15 protein-coding genes are annotated in these 16,023 nt (G+C 71.4%); 14 read left to right on the top strand and 1 reads right to left on the bottom strand.

Annotated elements, in window-relative coordinates; genetic code table 11:
* The 6 genes from aroC to nusB are packed head-to-tail and all read left to right on the top strand — an operon-like array spanning position 1 to position 4,279.
* Complete coding sequence (aroC, locus tag ACN27F_RS04530) at positions 1 to 1,179, top strand: chorismate synthase (RefSeq protein ID WP_421431345.1); 1,179 nt, start codon at positions 1 to 3, stop codon at positions 1,177 to 1,179.
* Positions 1,179 to 1,700 carry a shikimate kinase gene (locus ACN27F_RS04525; RefSeq protein ID WP_421431344.1) on the top strand — a complete coding sequence of 174 codons (522 nt, stop codon included), beginning with the start codon at positions 1,179 to 1,181 and terminating at the stop codon, positions 1,698 to 1,700. The genes aroC and ACN27F_RS04525 overlap by 1 nt, the downstream gene beginning before the upstream one ends.
* Positions 1,701 to 1,711: 11 nt before the next feature.
* Positions 1,712 to 2,791 (top strand): 3-dehydroquinate synthase, encoded by a 1,080-nt coding sequence (aroB, locus tag ACN27F_RS04520; protein ID WP_421431343.1) that lies wholly within the window; start codon positions 1,712 to 1,714, stop codon positions 2,789 to 2,791.
* A complete protein-coding gene (gene aroQ, locus ACN27F_RS04515; protein ID WP_421431342.1) occupies positions 2,788 to 3,249 on the top strand; it encodes a type II 3-dehydroquinate dehydratase in 462 nt (153 codons plus the stop codon). Before aroB ends, aroQ begins: the two co-directional genes overlap by 4 nt.
* Before the next feature lie 41 nt (positions 3,250 to 3,290).
* A complete protein-coding gene (efp, locus tag ACN27F_RS04510) occupies positions 3,291 to 3,848 on the top strand; it encodes an elongation factor P (protein ID WP_421431341.1) in 558 nt (185 codons plus the stop codon).
* Positions 3,849 to 3,871: 23 nt separating this feature from the next.
* On the top strand, positions 3,872 to 4,279 hold the full coding sequence (nusB, locus tag ACN27F_RS04505) for a transcription antitermination factor NusB (protein ID WP_421431340.1): 408 nt from the start codon (positions 3,872 to 3,874) through the stop codon (positions 4,277 to 4,279).
* Between the two features lie 64 nt (positions 4,280 to 4,343).
* Here nusB and ACN27F_RS04500 read toward each other — a convergent pair whose 3' ends face one another.
* Complete coding sequence (locus tag ACN27F_RS04500; protein WP_278116601.1) at positions 4,344 to 4,832, bottom strand: transcriptional regulator; 489 nt, start codon at positions 4,830 to 4,832, stop codon at positions 4,344 to 4,346.
* Between the two features lie 285 nt (positions 4,833 to 5,117).
* Here ACN27F_RS04500 and pyrR point away from each other — a divergent pair, with 285 nt between their 5' ends.
* From pyrR to pyrF, 8 genes are all read left to right on the top strand, one after another.
* Positions 5,118 to 5,708 carry a bifunctional pyr operon transcriptional regulator/uracil phosphoribosyltransferase PyrR gene (gene pyrR / locus ACN27F_RS04495; protein WP_421431339.1) on the top strand — a complete coding sequence of 197 codons (591 nt, stop codon included), beginning with the start codon at positions 5,118 to 5,120 and terminating at the stop codon, positions 5,706 to 5,708.
* Positions 5,708 to 6,637: an aspartate carbamoyltransferase catalytic subunit gene (locus ACN27F_RS04490; RefSeq protein ID WP_421439961.1), complete on the top strand. Its 930-nt coding sequence runs from the start codon at positions 5,708 to 5,710 to the stop codon at positions 6,635 to 6,637. Before pyrR ends, ACN27F_RS04490 begins: the two co-directional genes overlap by 1 nt.
* 84 nt (positions 6,638 to 6,721) lie before the next feature.
* Positions 6,722 to 8,020, top strand: a complete 1,299-nt coding sequence (locus ACN27F_RS04485) for a dihydroorotase (RefSeq protein ID WP_421431338.1) — start codon at positions 6,722 to 6,724, stop codon at positions 8,018 to 8,020.
* Between the two features lie 56 nt (positions 8,021 to 8,076).
* Positions 8,077 to 9,255: a glutamine-hydrolyzing carbamoyl-phosphate synthase small subunit gene (gene carA, locus ACN27F_RS04480; RefSeq protein ID WP_421431337.1), complete on the top strand. Its 1,179-nt coding sequence runs from the start codon at positions 8,077 to 8,079 to the stop codon at positions 9,253 to 9,255.
* A complete protein-coding gene (carB, locus tag ACN27F_RS04475) occupies positions 9,248 to 12,607 on the top strand; it encodes a carbamoyl-phosphate synthase large subunit (RefSeq protein WP_421431336.1) in 3,360 nt (1,119 codons plus the stop codon). Before carA ends, carB begins: the two co-directional genes overlap by 8 nt.
* Complete coding sequence (locus ACN27F_RS04470) at positions 12,604 to 13,674, top strand: quinone-dependent dihydroorotate dehydrogenase (protein WP_421431335.1); 1,071 nt, start codon at positions 12,604 to 12,606, stop codon at positions 13,672 to 13,674. Before carB ends, ACN27F_RS04470 begins: the two co-directional genes overlap by 4 nt.
* A gap of 42 nt (positions 13,675 to 13,716) precedes the next feature.
* A complete protein-coding gene (locus tag ACN27F_RS04465; RefSeq protein WP_421439959.1) occupies positions 13,717 to 15,039 on the top strand; it encodes an adenosylmethionine--8-amino-7-oxononanoate transaminase in 1,323 nt (440 codons plus the stop codon).
* A gap of 40 nt (positions 15,040 to 15,079) precedes the next feature.
* Positions 15,080 to 15,919 (top strand): orotidine-5'-phosphate decarboxylase, encoded by an 840-nt coding sequence (gene pyrF, locus ACN27F_RS04460; RefSeq protein WP_421431334.1) that lies wholly within the window; start codon positions 15,080 to 15,082, stop codon positions 15,917 to 15,919.
* Positions 15,920 to 16,023: the final 104 nt, after the last annotated feature.

Raw genomic sequence — 16,023 nt, 5'->3', positions numbered from 1 at the left:
GTGTTGCGCTGGCTGACTGCAGGTGAATCGCACGGGGTCGCGCTGGTCGCGATGCTGGAGGGCGTCCCCGCCGGGATCGAGGTGACCAGCGCCGAGATCGGCCGCGAGCTGGCCCGTCGCCGACTCGGCTACGGCCGCGGTGCCCGGATGAAGTTCGAACAGGACGAGATCGAGATCGTCGGTGGGCTGCGGCACGGGGTGACGCTCGGCAGCCCGGTGGCGATCCGGGTGGGCAACTCGGAGTGGCCGAAGTGGCGCACCGTGATGGCCGCCGACCCGGTCGATCCCCAGGAGTTGGCCGACCAGGCCCGCAACGCGCCGCTGACCAGGCCCCGGCCGGGACACGCCGACCTCGCCGGCATGCAGAAGTACGGCCACACCGACGCTCGGCCGATCCTGGAACGGGCCAGCGCCCGGGAGACCGCCGCCCGGGTCGCGGTCGGCACCGTGGCCAAGGCGTTGTGCCGGCAGGCACTCGGCGTCGACATCGTCTCGCACGTCGTCGAACTGGGCACCGTCGTGGCCAAGCCCGGCCTGCAGCCGCGTCCCGAAGACGCCGAGCGCATCGACGCGGACCCGCTGCGCTGCGCCGATCCGGACGCCAGCGCGCGGATGGTCGCCGAGGTCGACGCGGCCAAGGCCGACGCCGACACCCTCGGCGGCGTCGTGGAGGTGCTCGCCTACGGCGTACCGCCGGGGTTGGGCAGCCACGTGCAGTGGGATCGCAAGCTCGACGCCCGGTTGGCCGCCGCGCTGATGTCGATCCAGGCGATCAAGGGCGTGGAGATCGGCGACGCCTGGCAGCAGGCCCGTTCGCGCGGCTCGGCCGCGCACGACGAGATCATCCCCACCGCTGCCGGGGTACGCCGGGTGACCGACCGCGCGGGCGGCCTCGAAGGCGGTATCTCCACCGGTGAGCCGTTGCGGGTCCGGGCGGCGATGAAGCCGATCTCCTCGCTCAGCCGGGCGTTGTCCACCGTCGACGTGGCCACCGGCGAGCCGGCGACCGCGATCAACCAGCGTTCCGACGTGTGCGCGGTGCCGGCCGCCGCCATCGTCGCCGAGTCGATGGTGGCGTTGGTGCTGGCCGAGGCGTTGACCGAGAAGTTCGGTGGTGACTCGGTCGCCGAGATCCGCCGTAACCTGTCCGGGTATCTCGACCATCTGGTGATCCGCTGATGGCTCCGGTCTGTGTGCTGGTCGGGGCGCCCGGTGCCGGCAAGACCAGCACCGGCCTGGCACTCGCCGCGTTGCTGGGCTGTGAGTTCCGCGACACCGACACCGACATCGAGGCCGCCGCCGGCAAACCGATCCCGGAGATCTTCGTCGACGACGGCGAAGATCATTTCCGGGCGCTGGAACGCGCGGCGGTCCGGGCCGCGACGCGTACCTTTCCGGGCGTGCTGGCGCTCGGCGGCGGCGCGATCCTCGCGGCGGAGAACCGGGCAGTTCTGGCCGGGCAGACCGTTGTCTACCTGAGTGTCGACCTGGCCGACGCGGTCCGTCGGGTCGGCCTCGGCACCGGCCGGCCGCTGCTGGCGCTCAACCCACGGGCCACCCTCAAGCACCTGCTGGACCAGCGCCGCCCGCTCTACGAGCAGGTCGCCACCCACCGGGTGATCACCGACGGGCGTACCCCGGAGCAGGTTGCCGCCGACGTGGCGATGCTGCTGAAGACCGCCGGCCCGGTCGGGGACTAGGCTCGGCCGCGATGGACTCCACGACCCGCATCCCGGTGCCCGGCGACCGCCCGTACGACGTGCTGGTCGGCCGCGACCTGCTCGCCAGCCTGCCCGACCTGCTGCCCGGCGCGGACCGGGTGGCGGTGCTGCACGCCCCGCCGCTGACGGCGCCCGCCGAGCGGATCGCCACGGCGTGCGCCGGCGCCGGGGTCCGTCCGCTGCTGGTGGAGGTGCCCGACGCCGAGGCCGGCAAGTCGATCGACGTGGCTGCGAACTGCTGGGCCGCGCTCGGGGCGGCCGGTTTCACCCGTACCGACGCGGTGGTCGGGGTCGGCGGCGGTGCGGTGACCGACGTCGCCGGGTTCGTCGCCGCCTGCTGGCTGCGCGGGGTCCGCTGGGTGCCGGTCGCGACCAGCCTGCTCGGTATGGTCGACGCGGCGGTGGGCGGCAAGACCGGCGTCAACACCGCCGCCGGCAAGAACCTCGTCGGTGCCTTCCATCCACCGGCCGGGGTGCTGGCCGACCTGGATCTGCTGGCCAGCCTGCCGCCGGTGGACCTGGTGGCCGGGCTGGCGGAGGTGGTCAAGTGCGGGTTCATCGCCGATCCGGCGATCCTGGACCTGATCGAGGCCGATCCGGCGGCCGCCGCGAGCCCGGCCGGCCCCGCCGTGCGTGAGCTGATCGAGCGCGCTGTCCGGGTCAAGGCCGACGTGGTCGGTGACGATCTGCGCGAGTCGGGCCTGCGTGAGGTGCTCAACTACGGGCACACCCTGGCGCACGCGATCGAGAAGGTGGAAGGTTACCGCTGGCGGCACGGGCACGCCGTGTCGGTCGGCCTGGTGTACGCGGCGACGCTGGCCCGGCTGGCCGGACGCCTCGACGCCGGGGTCGCCGACCGGCACGCGGCGGTGTTGACCGCACTCGGGTTGCCGACCGGCTACCGTGCCGACGCCTGGCCGGATCTGCTGGCCACGATGCGGGTGGACAAGAAGGCCCGGGGCAGCCGGCTGCGGCTGGTGGTGCTGGACGAGTTGGCCCGACCGGGGATCCTCGACGGCCCGCCCGACGAGCTGCTGGCCGAGGCGTACCGGCAGGTGGCGGCGGCATGAAGACGTACGTGCTGAACGGACCGAACCTGGGCCGGCTGGGCAGCCGCCAGGTCGACGTGTACGGGTCGACCAGCTACGCCGACCTGGTGGCGATGTGTGAGCAGGTCGGCCGCGACGCCGGGCTCGATGTCGAGGTGCGCCAGACCGACGCCGAACACGAGATGCTCGGCTGGTTGCACGCGGCGGCCGACGTCGAGGCGGCGGTGGTGCTCAATCCGGGTGCCTGGTCGCACTACTCGTACGCGGTCCGCGACGCCTGCGCGCTGCTGCGCGGCCCGCTGGTCGAGGTGCACATCTCCAACATCCACGCCCGGGAGGCCTTCCGGCACCATTCGGTGGTGTCGGCGGTGGCGACCGGGGTGATCGCCGGCCTCGGCGTCGACGGCTACCGGCTGGCGCTGCTGCACGTCGCCGCGCTCGCCGCTGCCCATTCCCGGCGGTCCTGGCCTGCCCGATAGACTTGGCGGGTCCGTCCGCTAATTGAAGATCAAGGCAGGAAATGGCCACCACCAATGACCTGAAGAACGGGCTGGTTCTCAACCTCGACGGCGAGCTGTGGTCCGTCGTGGAGTTCCAGCACGTCAAGCCCGGCAAGGGCGGCGCCTTCGTGCGCACCACCCTGAAGAACGTGCTCTCCGGCAAGGTGGTCGACAAGACCTTCAACGCGGGCACCAAGGTCGACACCGCCACCGTCGACAAGCGGACCATGCAGTACCTGTACGCCGACGGCGAAGACTACGTCTTCATGGATCTGGAAACGTACGACCAGATCCCGGTGCCCGGCGGCACGGTCGGTGAGGCCGCGAACTACCTGCTGCCCGAGGCCGAGGCGACCGTCGCCACTCACGAGGGTGTCCCGCTGTACATCGAGTTGCCCACCAGCGTGGTCCTGGAGATCACCTACACCGAGCCCGGCCTGCAGGGCGACCGGTCGACCGGCGGCAACAAACCGGCGACGGTGCAGACCGGTGCCACGGTGCAGGTACCGCTGTTCATCACCACCGGCGAGAAGATCAAGGTCGATACGCGCGACGGCCGTTATCTCGGCCGCGCCTGATGGCCGAGGGAGCCAAGACGCCGATGCCGGCGCGCCGCAAGGCGCGTAAACGGGCCTTGGACGTGCTCTACGAGGCGGACCTGCGTGATCTGCCGCCGCAGCAGGTGCTGGTCGGCTACGTGGCGCGGCTGGCGCCCCGCCCGGAGCATCTCGACTACGCGATCGGCCTGGTGGAGGGCGTCGCCGAGCATCACGACCGGATCGACGAGTTGATCGGCAGCTACGCCGAGGGGTGGACGCTGGAGCGGATGCCGGTGGTGGACCGCAACCTGGCCCGCATCGCGGTGTACGAACTGCTCTACGTCGACGAGATCGACGACCCGGTGGCGATCACCGAGGCGGTGGAGCTGGCCCGGCAGATGTCGACCGACGACTCACCGCGGTTCCTCAACGGTTTGCTCGACCGGATCGCGGAGTACACGCCGCACTAGGCGGTGATCGGCGGACGGGCGGTGACCTTCGCGAAGGTCACCGCCCACCCACCGGTGCCGGTACTCAGGAGGCGAAGAACGCCCGTGGGTCGGCGACCAGTACGCCGTGCTCGTTCAGCCGCTCGATGAGGCCGGACGGCGACGAGTCGTACACGATCGCCAAGGCGCGCAGATCGTCGGCGCGGATGGACAACACCCGGCCGTTGTAGTCGCCGCGCTGCTGCTGGATCGCCCGGGCGTACCGGGCGACGTAGGCGAGGTCCTCGGAGACCTCGTCGTACAGCCGCTCCAGGTCCAGGACGATCTTGCTGGTGGGTTCGTGCCGTACACCGCTGCCGTCAGGCAGCAGTTCCGACACCGGAACCCGGTAGAAGTCGGCCAGTTCGGCGAGGCGGGAGACGGTGACTGCCCGGTCCCCACGCTCGTAGGAACCGACGACGACAGCCTTCCAACGCCCGTTCGACTTCTCCTCCACCCCCTGCAGGGACAGCCCCTGCTGCTGACGGATGGAGCGCAGGCGGGCGCCCAACGACTTGGCGTACTCAGAGGGCATACGGACACTCCCAGTGCTTGCCCGGGGCTTTCCCCAGCGATCGCTACGGAGCGTGACGGTACGGCGGTTCGCAAGCGTGGTCAAGTGGTGAATGGCGGCCAGTGGGCAAGATCGTAACGACTTGCCCGGAATTTCGCCTTACTGATGCGACACTCAGTGCCCAGAACCGGTCCATGCCCGAGACACTGGTAACCTTCGGACCGGCCGCTGACCAGCCTGACGCTGGCCGGTGGTACCCGACGTCCTTTAACGACCCGTCCCGTGAGGCGGGGAAGGAGGTCCGCCATGGCCTACCCACCGGCCACCGAATCACCGGCGGCGCTGACACCGTCTGTAAAGACCATCTTGACCAGCGCAGACATTCAGCGCGTGGTCGACCGTATCGCCCATCAGGTGCTGGAGAAGACCAGCGGGGCGCAAGACACCGTCCTGCTGGGTATCCCCACCCGAGGCGTCCCGCTCGCGCGCCGCCTCGCCGAGCGGATCCGTGCCTTCGAGGGCGTCAGCGTCGGCCTCGGTGTGCTCGATATCACGCTCTACCGTGACGACCTGCGGCACAAGGCCACCCGGGCACTCGGGCCGACCGACCTGCCGCCCGGCGGCATCGACGGTCAACGGGTGATCCTCGTCGACGACGTGCTCTATTCCGGCCGCAGCGTGCGCGCGGCGCTGGACGCGATCAGCGATCTGGGGCGGCCCAGCTCGGTGCAACTGGCCGTGCTCGTCGACCGGGGGCACCGACGGCTACCCATCCGGGCCGACTACGTCGGCAAGAACGTTCCGACCGCGTTGACCGAAAACGTCAAGGTGCTGCTCGCCGAGACCGATGGCGTCGACGAGGTTCGGCTCTACGGACCGCAGGGCAGGGGCCGATGATGATCAAGCACCTGCTCTCCGGCGCGGACCTGGACGCGGCCAGCGCCACGCTGATCCTGGACACCGCCGTCGAACTCGCCGCGTTGGCCGGCCGGGAGGTCAAGAAGCTGCCCACGCTGCGCGGGCGCACCGTGGTCAACCTGTTCTACGAGGACTCCACCCGGACCCGCATCTCGTTCGAGGCGGCGGCCAAGCGGCTGTCCGCCGATGTGATCAACTTTTCGGCGAAGGGCTCCAGCGTCTCCAAGGGCGAGAGCCTCAAGGACACCGCGCTCACCCTGCAGGCGATGGGCGCCGACGCGGTGGTCATCCGGCATCCCGCCTCGGGCGCCCCGCACCGGCTGGCCAACTGGGTCGACGGGTCGGTGGTCAACGCCGGCGACGGCACCCACGAACACCCCACCCAGGCGCTGCTCGACGCGTACACCATCCGGGCCCGGCTGGGCCGGCTGGCCGGCCTGCACGTGGTGATCGTCGGCGACGTGCTGCACAGCCGGGTCGCCCGCTCCAACGTCCTGCTGCTGGCCACCCTCGGCGCCAAGATCACCCTGGTCGGGCCACCGCCGCTGATCCCGGTCGAGATCGCCACCGCGCTCACCCCCGGCGTCCAGGTCGGCTACGACCTGGACGCGGCGCTGCCCACCGCGGACGTGGTGATGATGCTGCGGGTGCAGCACGAACGGATGGCCGACTCGTACTTCCCGTCGGCCCGCGAGTACGCCCGCCGCTACGGCCTCGACGGTTCCCGGCTGCGCCGGCTGCCTCCCCACGCCATCGTCATGCACCCCGGACCGATGAACCGGGGCATGGAGATCTCCGCCGAGGTCGCCGACTCGCCCCGCTCCACCATCGTGGAACAGGTCGCCAACGGGGTAAGCGTGCGGATGGCCGTGCTCTACCTGCTGCTCGGCGGCCGGGCCGGCGCATGAGGCGTACCGGCGCATGAGGGGTAGCGCTCACCGGTACACCGCGGGCACCACCGACCCCACGCGGACGACGGAAAGGAACTCGCTGTGAGCTCGTACCTGATCAAAGGGGTCCGTGTCGTCGGCCGCGACCGCACCGACCTGCTGGTGCACGACGGCGTCGTGGCCGAGGCCGGTTCCGGGCTGAGTACGGCCGGCGCCCAGTCGATCGACGCCGACGGACTGGTCGCCCTGCCCGGCCTGGTCGACCTGCATACCCACCTGCGCGAACCGGGTCGCGAGGACGCCGAGACCGTGCAGACCGGCTCCCGGGCCGCCGCGCTGGGCGGCTACACCGCGGTCTGCGCGATGGCCAACACCTCGCCGGTGGCCGACACCGCCGGCGTGGTCGAGCAGGTGTGGCGACTCGGCCGGGAGGCCGGGCTGGTCGACGTGCAGCCGGTCGGCGCGGTCACCGTCGGCCTGGCCGGTGGGCGCCTCGCCGAACTCGGCGCGATGGCCGACTCCGCGGCCACCGTCCGGATCTTCTCCGACGACGGACACTGCGTGGCCGATCCCCGGCTGATGCGCCGTGCCCTGGAGTACGTCAAGGCCTTCGACGGGGTGATCGCCCAGCACGCCGAGGAACCGCGGCTGACCGAGGGTGCCCAGATGCACGAAGGCGAGGTCGCCACCCGGCTCGGACTGACCGGCTGGCCCGCGGTGGCCGAGGAGGCGATCATCGCCCGCGACGCCCTGCTCGCCGAGCATGTCGGCAGCCGGCTGCACGTCTGCCACCTGTCCACCGCCGGCAGCGTGGAGATCGTCCGGCAGGCCAAGGCCCGTGGGGTCCGGATCACCGCCGAGGTCACCCCGCATCACCTGCTGCTCACCCACGAGGCACCGGCCAGCTACGACCCCGTGTTCAAGGTCAACCCGCCGCTGCGTACCGGCGAGGACGTCGCCGCGCTGCGCGCCGCTCTCGCCGAAGGGGTCATCGACGTGGTCGCCACCGACCACGCTCCGCACGCGGTCGAGGACAAAGAGTGTGAATGGGCGTACGCCCGGCCCGGCATGCTCGGCCTGGAAACCGCCCTGTCCGTGGTGCTGCTCACGACCGCGTTGCACGGCACCGACGGTGCCCCAGACTGGGACCTGATCGCCGAGCGGATGTCGCGGGCCCCGGCCCGCATCGCCGGGCTGAGCGCCCACGGGCACACCCCGGCGCCGGGCGCGCCGGCCAACCTGACCCTGGTCGACCCGACCGCCAGCCGCACCGTCGATCCGGGCGAACTGGCCAGCCGTAGCCGCAACACCCCGTACGCGCACATGGTGCTGCCCGGTCAGGTGATCGCCACCTTCCTGCACGGGGTGCCGACCGTGCTCGACGGGAAGGCCCTGCGATGAACGGGAAGGCCCTGCGATGAACGGGAAGGCCCTGCGATGAACGGGAAGGCCCTGCGATGAACGAGACGACAGCCAGCCGGGGCGGAACGACCAGCCGGAGCGAGCCGACCGGCGGCCGGCCGCGGCGCGTGCCGGCGCTGCTGGTCCTCGAAGACGGCCGGGTCTTCCCAGGGGAGAGCTACGGGGCGGTCGGGGAGACGTTCGGCGAGGCGGTGTTCACCACCGCGATGACCGGCTACCAGGAAACCCTCACCGACCCGTCCTACCACCGGCAGGTGGTGGTGCAGACCGCGCCGCACATCGGCAACACCGGGGTCAACACCGACGACGACGAGTCCGACCAGATCTGGGTGGCCGGCTACGTGGTGCGCGACCCGGCCCGTCGTCCGTCGAACTGGCGGGCCACCGGCGACCTGGAGCAGCGGCTGGCCGCCGAGGGCGTGGTCGGCGTCTGCGGCGTCGACACCCGGGCGCTGACCCGGCACCTGCGCGACCGGGGCGTGATGCGGGTCGGCGTGTCGAGTGTCACCGACGACCCGCAGCGGCTGCTCGCCCGGGTGCGCGAGTCCCCGCAGATGGTCGGTGCGGACCTGTCCGCCGAGGTGACCACGGCCAAGCCCTACACGGTGACCGCGCAGGGCGAGCACCGGTACACCGTCGCCGCCCTCGACCTGGGGATCAAGCGCAACGTGCCGCGCCGGCTCGCCGAACGTGGGGTGACCACCCACGTGCTGCCGGCCACCTCGACGCTGGACGAGATCCTGGCCACCGCACCGGACGCGGTGTTCTTCTCACCCGGTCCGGGTGACCCGGCCACCGCCCACCACGCGGTCGAACTGGCCCGGCAGGTGATGGCCCGGCGTACCCCGCTGTTCGGCATCTGCTTCGGCTCGCAGATCCTCGGTCGGGCGCTCGGCTTCGGCACCTACAAGCTCGGTTACGGCCACCGCGGCATCAACCAGCCGGTGCTCGACCGCACCACCGGCAAGGTCGAGGTGACCAGCCACAACCACGGGTTCGCCGTGGACGCCCCACTGAACACGGTGATCGACACCGACTTCGGCGGCGTCGAGGTGAGCCACCTGTGCCTCAACGACGACGTGGTCGAGGGGCTGCGGGCACGCGACGTGCCGGCCTTCACCGTCCAGTACCACCCGGAGGCCGCCGCCGGCCCGCACGACGCGGATTACCTGTTCGACCGGTTCGTCGAACTCATCGAGGGAAAGCATGCCTAAGCGGACTGATCTGCGCCATGTCCTGGTGATCGGCTCCGGGCCGATCATCATCGGGCAGGCCTGCGAGTTCGACTACTCCGGCACCCAGGCCTGCCGGGTGCTGCGCGCCGAAGGGCTGCGCGTATCGCTGGTCAACTCCAACCCGGCGACCATCATGACCGACCCCGAGTTCGCCGACGCCACCTACGTCGAGCCGATCACCCCGGAGTTCGTCGAGCTGGTCATCGCCCGGGAACGCCCGGACGCACTGCTGCCCACCCTGGGCGGGCAGACCGCGCTGAACACCGCCGTCGCCCTGCATTCCGCCGGCGTGCTGGACAAGTACGGCGTGGAGCTGATCGGCGCCGACATCGACGCCATCCGCCGTGGCGAGGACCGGCAGCTGTTCAAGGACATCGTGGCCGCCGCCGGCGGCGAGACCCCGCGCAGCCGGGTCTGTCACGGCATGGCCGAGGTCCACGACACCGTGGCCGAGCTGGGCCTGCCGGTGGTCGTGCGGCCGTCGTTCACCATGGGCGGGCTCGGCTCCGGCATGGCCCACACCCCCGAGGACCTCGACCGCATCGCCGGCGCCGGGCTGGCCGCCTCCCCGGTGCACGAGGTGCTCATCGAGGAGAGCGTGCTCGGCTGGAAGGAGTACGAGCTGGAGCTGATGCGCGACCGCAACGACAACGTGGTGGTGGTCTGCTCCATCGAGAACATCGACCCGATGGGGGTGCACACCGGCGACAGCGTCACCGTCGCCCCGGCGATGACCCTCACCGACCGCGAGTACCAGCGGATGCGTGACATGGGCATCGCGGTGCTGCGCGAGGTCGGTGTCGACACCGGCGGCTGCAACATCCAGTTCGCCGTGCACCCGGGCACCGGCCGGCTCGTGGTGATCGAGATGAACCCCCGGGTGTCGCGGTCGTCGGCGCTGGCGTCCAAGGCCACCGGCTTCCCGATCGCCAAGATCGCCGCCAAGCTGGCGATCGGCTACACCCTCGACGAGATCCCCAACGACATCACCAAACAGACCCCGGCCGCGTTCGAGCCGGTCCTCGACTACGTCGTGGTCAAGATCCCCCGGTTCGCGTTCGAGAAGTTCCCCGGCGCGGACCCGGAGCTGACCACCACGATGAAGTCGGTCGGCGAGGCGATGAGCCTGGGCCGCAACTTCACCGAGGCGCTGAACAAGGCGATGCGCTCGATGGAGACCAGAGCCGCCGGCTTCTGGACGGTGCCCGATCCGGCCGGTGCCACCGTCGAGTCCACCCTGGCCGAGCTGGCCACCCCGCACGACGGGCGGCTCTACACCGTCGAGCGGGCGCTGCGGCTGGGCGCGAGCGTCACCCAGGTCGCCGAGGCCTCCGGCGGCATCGACCCGTGGTTCCTCGACGAGATCGCCGGGCTGGTCGAGCTGCGTGGCGAGATCGAGGCGGCCCCGGTGCTCGACGGCGCGTTGCTGCGCCGGGCCAAGCGGGCCGGGCTGTCCGACCGGCAGATCGCCGCGCTGCGTCCCGAACTGGCCGGTGAGGACGGGGTCCGCACGCTGCGGCACCGGCTCGGCCTGCGCCCGGTCTACAAGACCGTGGACACCTGCGCGGCCGAGTTCGCCGCCCGTACGCCGTACCACTACTCCAGCTACGACGCCGAGACCGAGGTGACTCCGTCGCAGCGGCCCAAGGTGCTGATCCTGGGCTCCGGGCCGAACCGGATCGGCCAGGGCATCGAGTTCGACTACTCGTGCGTGCACGCGGTGATGGCGCTCGCCGAGTACGAAACCGTCATGGTCAACTGCAACCCGGAAACGGTCTCCACCGACTACGACACCGCCGATCGGCTCTATTTCGAGCCGCTCACCTTCGAAGACGTGCTGGAGGTGTGGCAGGCCGAGGACGCCGCCGGCCGGGCGGCCGGCGGGCCCGGGGTGGTCGGGGTGATCGTGCAGCTCGGCGGGCAGACCCCGCTCGGGCTGGCCCGACGCCTCGCCGACGCCGGGGTGCCGATCGTCGGCACCCCGCCGGAGTCGATCCATCTGGCCGAGGAGCGTGGCGCGTTCGGGCAGGTGCTGGCCCGGGCCGGGCTGCGTGCCCCGGCGCACGGCACGGCCGTGTCGTACGAGCAGGCCAAGGCGATCGCCGACGAGATCGGCTATCCGGTGCTGGTCCGCCCGTCGTACGTGCTCGGCGGGCGGGGCATGGAGATCGTCTACGACGACGCGACGTTGCGCGACTACATCACCCGGGCCACCGACATCTCGCCGGAGCATCCGGTGCTCGTCGACCGGTTCCTCGACGACGCCATCGAGATCGACGTGGACGCGTTGTGCGACGCCACCGGCGAGATCTATCTCGGTGGGGTGATGGAGCACATCGAGGAGGCCGGCATCCACTCCGGTGACTCGTCCTGCGCGCTGCCGCCGATCACCCTGGCCGCCCCGCACCTGGCCACCATCCGGCACTACACCGAGCAGATCGCCCGGGGCGTCGGGGTGCGCGGCCTGCTCAACGTGCAGTACGCGCTCAAGGACGACGTGCTGTACGTGCTGGAGGCCAACCCGCGGGCCTCGCGGACCGTGCCGTTCGTCTCGAAGGCGACCGCGGTGCCGCTGGCCAAGGCGGCGGCCCGGATCATGCTCGGCGCCACCATCGGGCAACTGCGTGCCGAGGGACTACTGCCGGCCACCGGCGACGGCGGCACCCTGCCGCCGCACGCGCCGATCGCGGTCAAGGAGGCGGTGCTGCCGTTCAAGCGCTTCCGCACCCGCGCCGGCCAGGGCGTCGACTCGCTGCTCGGCCCGGAGATGAAGTCCACGGGTGAGGTGATGGGCATCGACCCGGCGTACGGCAGCGCGTTCGCCAAGTCACAGGCCGCCGCGTACGGTTCGCTACCGACCAGCGGCACGATCTTCGTGTCGGTCGCGAACCGGGACAAACGAGCGATGATCTTCCCGGTGAAGCGGCTGGCCGACCTCGGCTTCGACATCGTCGCCACCGCCGGCACCGCAGAGGTGCTGCGCCGTCATGGCATCGCCTGCGAGCTGGTCAGCAAGCACTGGGAGGAAACCGGCGACGGCCAGCCGGACGCGGTGTCGCTGATCGCCTCCGGCGACGTGTCCCTGGTCGTCAACACTCCGCAGGGGTCCGGGGCCAGCGCCCGCTCCGACGGGTACGAGATCCGCAGCGCCGCGGTCGGCGCGGACATCCCGTGCGTCACCACCGTGCCGGGGGTCGCCGCCGCGGTGATGGGCATCGAGGCGCTGATCAACGGTGAGATGGCGGTGCGCCCGTTGCAGCAACTGCACGCCGCCCTGCGACCGGGCGCCGCCGGGCCGCCGGGCATCGTGCCGGCGGACCCGAGCCGGTGAGCACCTCCGCCGGCTACCGGCTGGCCCGCCACGCGCTGTTCCGGCTCGGCGGCGGCGACGCGGAGACCGCCCACGAGTGGACCCTGCACCGGCTGGCCGGTCTGGCCCGGCATCCGGCGGCGTTGGCGGGGCTGCGCGCCCGCTACGCCGTCGCCGCGCCGCGTACCGTCTTCGGGGTCGATTTTCCCAACCCGGTCGGGCTCGCCGCCGGGATGGACAAGAACGGTCTGGCGTTGCCCGCTTGGCCGGCGCTCGGCTTCGGCTTCGTCGAGGTCGGTACGGTCACCGCCCGCCCACAGCCGGGCAACTCACGGCCACGGCTGTTCCGGCTGCCGGCCAGCGAAGCGGTGATCAACCGGATGGGATTCAACAACGCCGGTGCCGATGCCCTCGCCGCCCGGCTGGCAGCCTTCGGCCGGCTCGACGAACGCGCCGGCTTCGGCCCGGCCCACCCGGCGTACGCCGACCGCCCGGTGCCGCTGGGCATCTCGTTGGGCAAGTCGAAGGTCGTCGCGCTGGCCGACGCGGTCGACGACTACGTGGCCGCGTACAAGGCACTGAGCGGGTACGGGCAGTACTTCGCCGTCAACGTCTCCTCGCCGAACACCCCGGGGCTGCGCCAACTGCAGGACCGGCAGCACCTGGACGCGTTGCTGGCGACGCTGACCGGGGAGCGACCCATCCTGGTGAAGATCGCGCCGGACCTGTCCGAGCCGGCCATCGCCGAACTGTTGGAGGTCTGTCTGGCCCGTGGGGCCGCCGGGGTGATCGCGACCAACACCACACTGTCGCGCGACGGCCTGGCCGGCACCGACGCCCACCTGGCTGCGCAGGCCGGCGGGCTGTCCGGACGCCCGCTGGCGGCCCGGGCCCGCGCGGTGGTCTCCTTCGTGCACCGGGAGACCGGGGGAGCGCTGCCGGTCGTCGGGGTCGGTGGCATCGTCGATCCCGACGACGCGGCCCGGATGTTCGACGCCGGTGCCAGCCTGGTGCAGCTCTACACCGGCTTCATCTACCGTGGCCCCGCGCTGGTGCGGGCGATCGCCCGGGCGGCCCGGACACGATGACCGACGATGGGCCGGCATGATGACCGACGGCGGGCCGGCACGATGACCGTCGGCGGGTCGGACGGCCGCGTGGCCCAGCTGCTCGCGCTGGACCACCAGCACGTCTGGCACCCGTACGCGGCGATGCCGGGCACCCATCCGCCGTACGTGGTCGACAGTGCCGCCGGGGTGCGACTGCGGCTGGCCGACGGCCGCGAACTGGTCGACGGCATGTCGTCGTGGTGGGCTGCGGTGCACGGCTACCGCCATCCGGTGCTGGACGCCGCTGTCACCGACCAGCTCGGCCGGATGGCGCACGTGATGTTCGGCGGCCTCACCCACGAGCCGGCGGTACGGCTGGCCCGTACCCTGGTCGAACTCACCCCACCCGGGCTGGAGCACGTCTTCCTCTGCGACTCCGGGTCGGTCGGTGTCGAGGTCGCGATCAAGATGTGCCTGCAGTACCAGCTCGCCCGCGGCCGCCCCGGCAAGCGGCGGCTGGCCACCTGGCGGGGCGGCTACCACGGGGACACCTTTCACCCGATGAGCGTCTGCGACCCGGTGGGCGGGATGCACCACCTGTGGCGCGGCGTTCTGCCGGCCCAGGTGTTCGTGCCGGCGCCGCCGGGCGGCTTCGACACCCCGCCGGCCGAGGCGTACCTAAACCAGCTGGTGGACGGGATCGTGCGGCACGCCGACGAACTGGCCGCGGTGATCGTGGAACCGGTGGTGCAGGGTGCCGGCGGCATGCGCTTTCACCACCCGGCGTATCTGCGCGCGTTGCGTGAGGTCACCGCGGCACACGACATCCTGTTGATCTTCGACGAGATCGCGACCGGGTTCGGCCGTACCGGGGAGTTCTTCGCCGCGGAACACGCCGACGTCACCCCGGACGTGCTCTGCCTGGGCAAGGCGCTCACCGGCGGCTACCTGACGCTGGCGGCGACGCTGTGCACCCCGGCGGTCGCCGCCGGGATCTCCGCCGGCGGCGGTGCGCTGGCGCACGGCCCGACCTTCATGGGCAACCCGCTGGCGTGCGCGGTCGCCAGCGCCTCGATCGGCCTGCTGCGGGCCGGGACACCGGCAGGTCCGCCGTGGTGGCAGGCGGCCGTGCGGCGGATCGGATCGGGGCTGCGTACCGGGCTGGCGCCGGTGGCCGCCCAACCCGGGGTACGGGAGGTCCGGGTCCTCGGCGCCATCGGGGTGGTGCAGCTCGACCGCCCGGTGGACCTGCGCGCGGCCACGGCGGCGGCGGTCGACGCCGGGGTCTGGCTGCGGCCGTTCCGGGATCTGATCTACACCATGCCGCCGTACCTGGCGGATGACGATGACGTCGCGCGGATCGCCCGTGCGATGGCGGCCGCGGCCGCCGCTGTGCCGCGCTGAGGCCGGACCGGTGGTGCCGCCTGAATCGGAGGGACAACCGATGGAGACCTTTGGCCAGCGACTGCACCGGGCGGTGTCCGCCCGGGGACCACTGTGTGTCGGGATCGACCCGCACCCTGAGTTGCTCGCCCGGTGGGGACTGTCCGACGACGCGGACGGGCTCGCCCGGTTCACCGGGACCGTCGTCGAGACGCTCGGTGACGTGATCGCGGTGGCAAAGCCGCAATCGGCGTTCTTCGAACGTTTCGGGTCCGCTGGCGTGGCCGTCCTTGAGTCAACTATCCGACAGTTGCGCGCCGCCGGGGTGCTCGTCCTACTCGACGTGAAGCGCGGCGACATCGGCTCGACGGCGGCCGCGTACGCCAGCGCGTACCTCGATCCGGCCAGCCCGCTGGCCGCCGACGCGGTTACCGCCAGCCCATATCTCGGTGTCGGAGCGTTGTCGCCGATGTTCGATCTTGCACGCAAGCATGGCGCGGGTGTCTTCGTGCTGGCGTTGACGTCAAATCCACAAGGGCGCGCGGTGCAGCACGCCCGTACGTCCGACGGGCGCACCGTGGCGCAGATGGTGATCGATGAGATTTCGCAGCTCAACGTGGGTGCGGAGCCGATTGGCAGTTTCGGTCTGGTGGTCGGTGCCACTGTTGGCGAGACCGGACACGAACTGTCGCATGTCAATGGGCCGTTGCTTGCGCCGGGGCTCGGCACGCAAGGTGGACGACCCGAGGACCTGCGTGCCGTCTTCGGGCAAGCGCTTGCCAACGTGCTGCCGTCGTACTCCCGGGAGATCCTGTCGAGCGGCCCCGAACCGTCCGCTCTACGCGCCGCTACCGAACAGACGCTTGTTAAGTGCCGGGCCGTGCTCGGGGTCGAGTTCTGAGTGAGCGATCCCTCACGACGAGGTGATCTTGGCGTACCCACGTTGCCGAAAACGTCGCTGACCGCTAGTTTTCCCCGCGCTGGGAACCACATGCCCCTTTGGTT

The organism is Solwaraspora sp. WMMB335 (genome assembly GCF_049179075.1).
Lineage (GTDB): Bacteria > Actinomycetota > Actinomycetes > Mycobacteriales > Micromonosporaceae > Micromonospora_E.
This window is presented reverse-complemented; position numbering and strand designations above follow the sequence as displayed.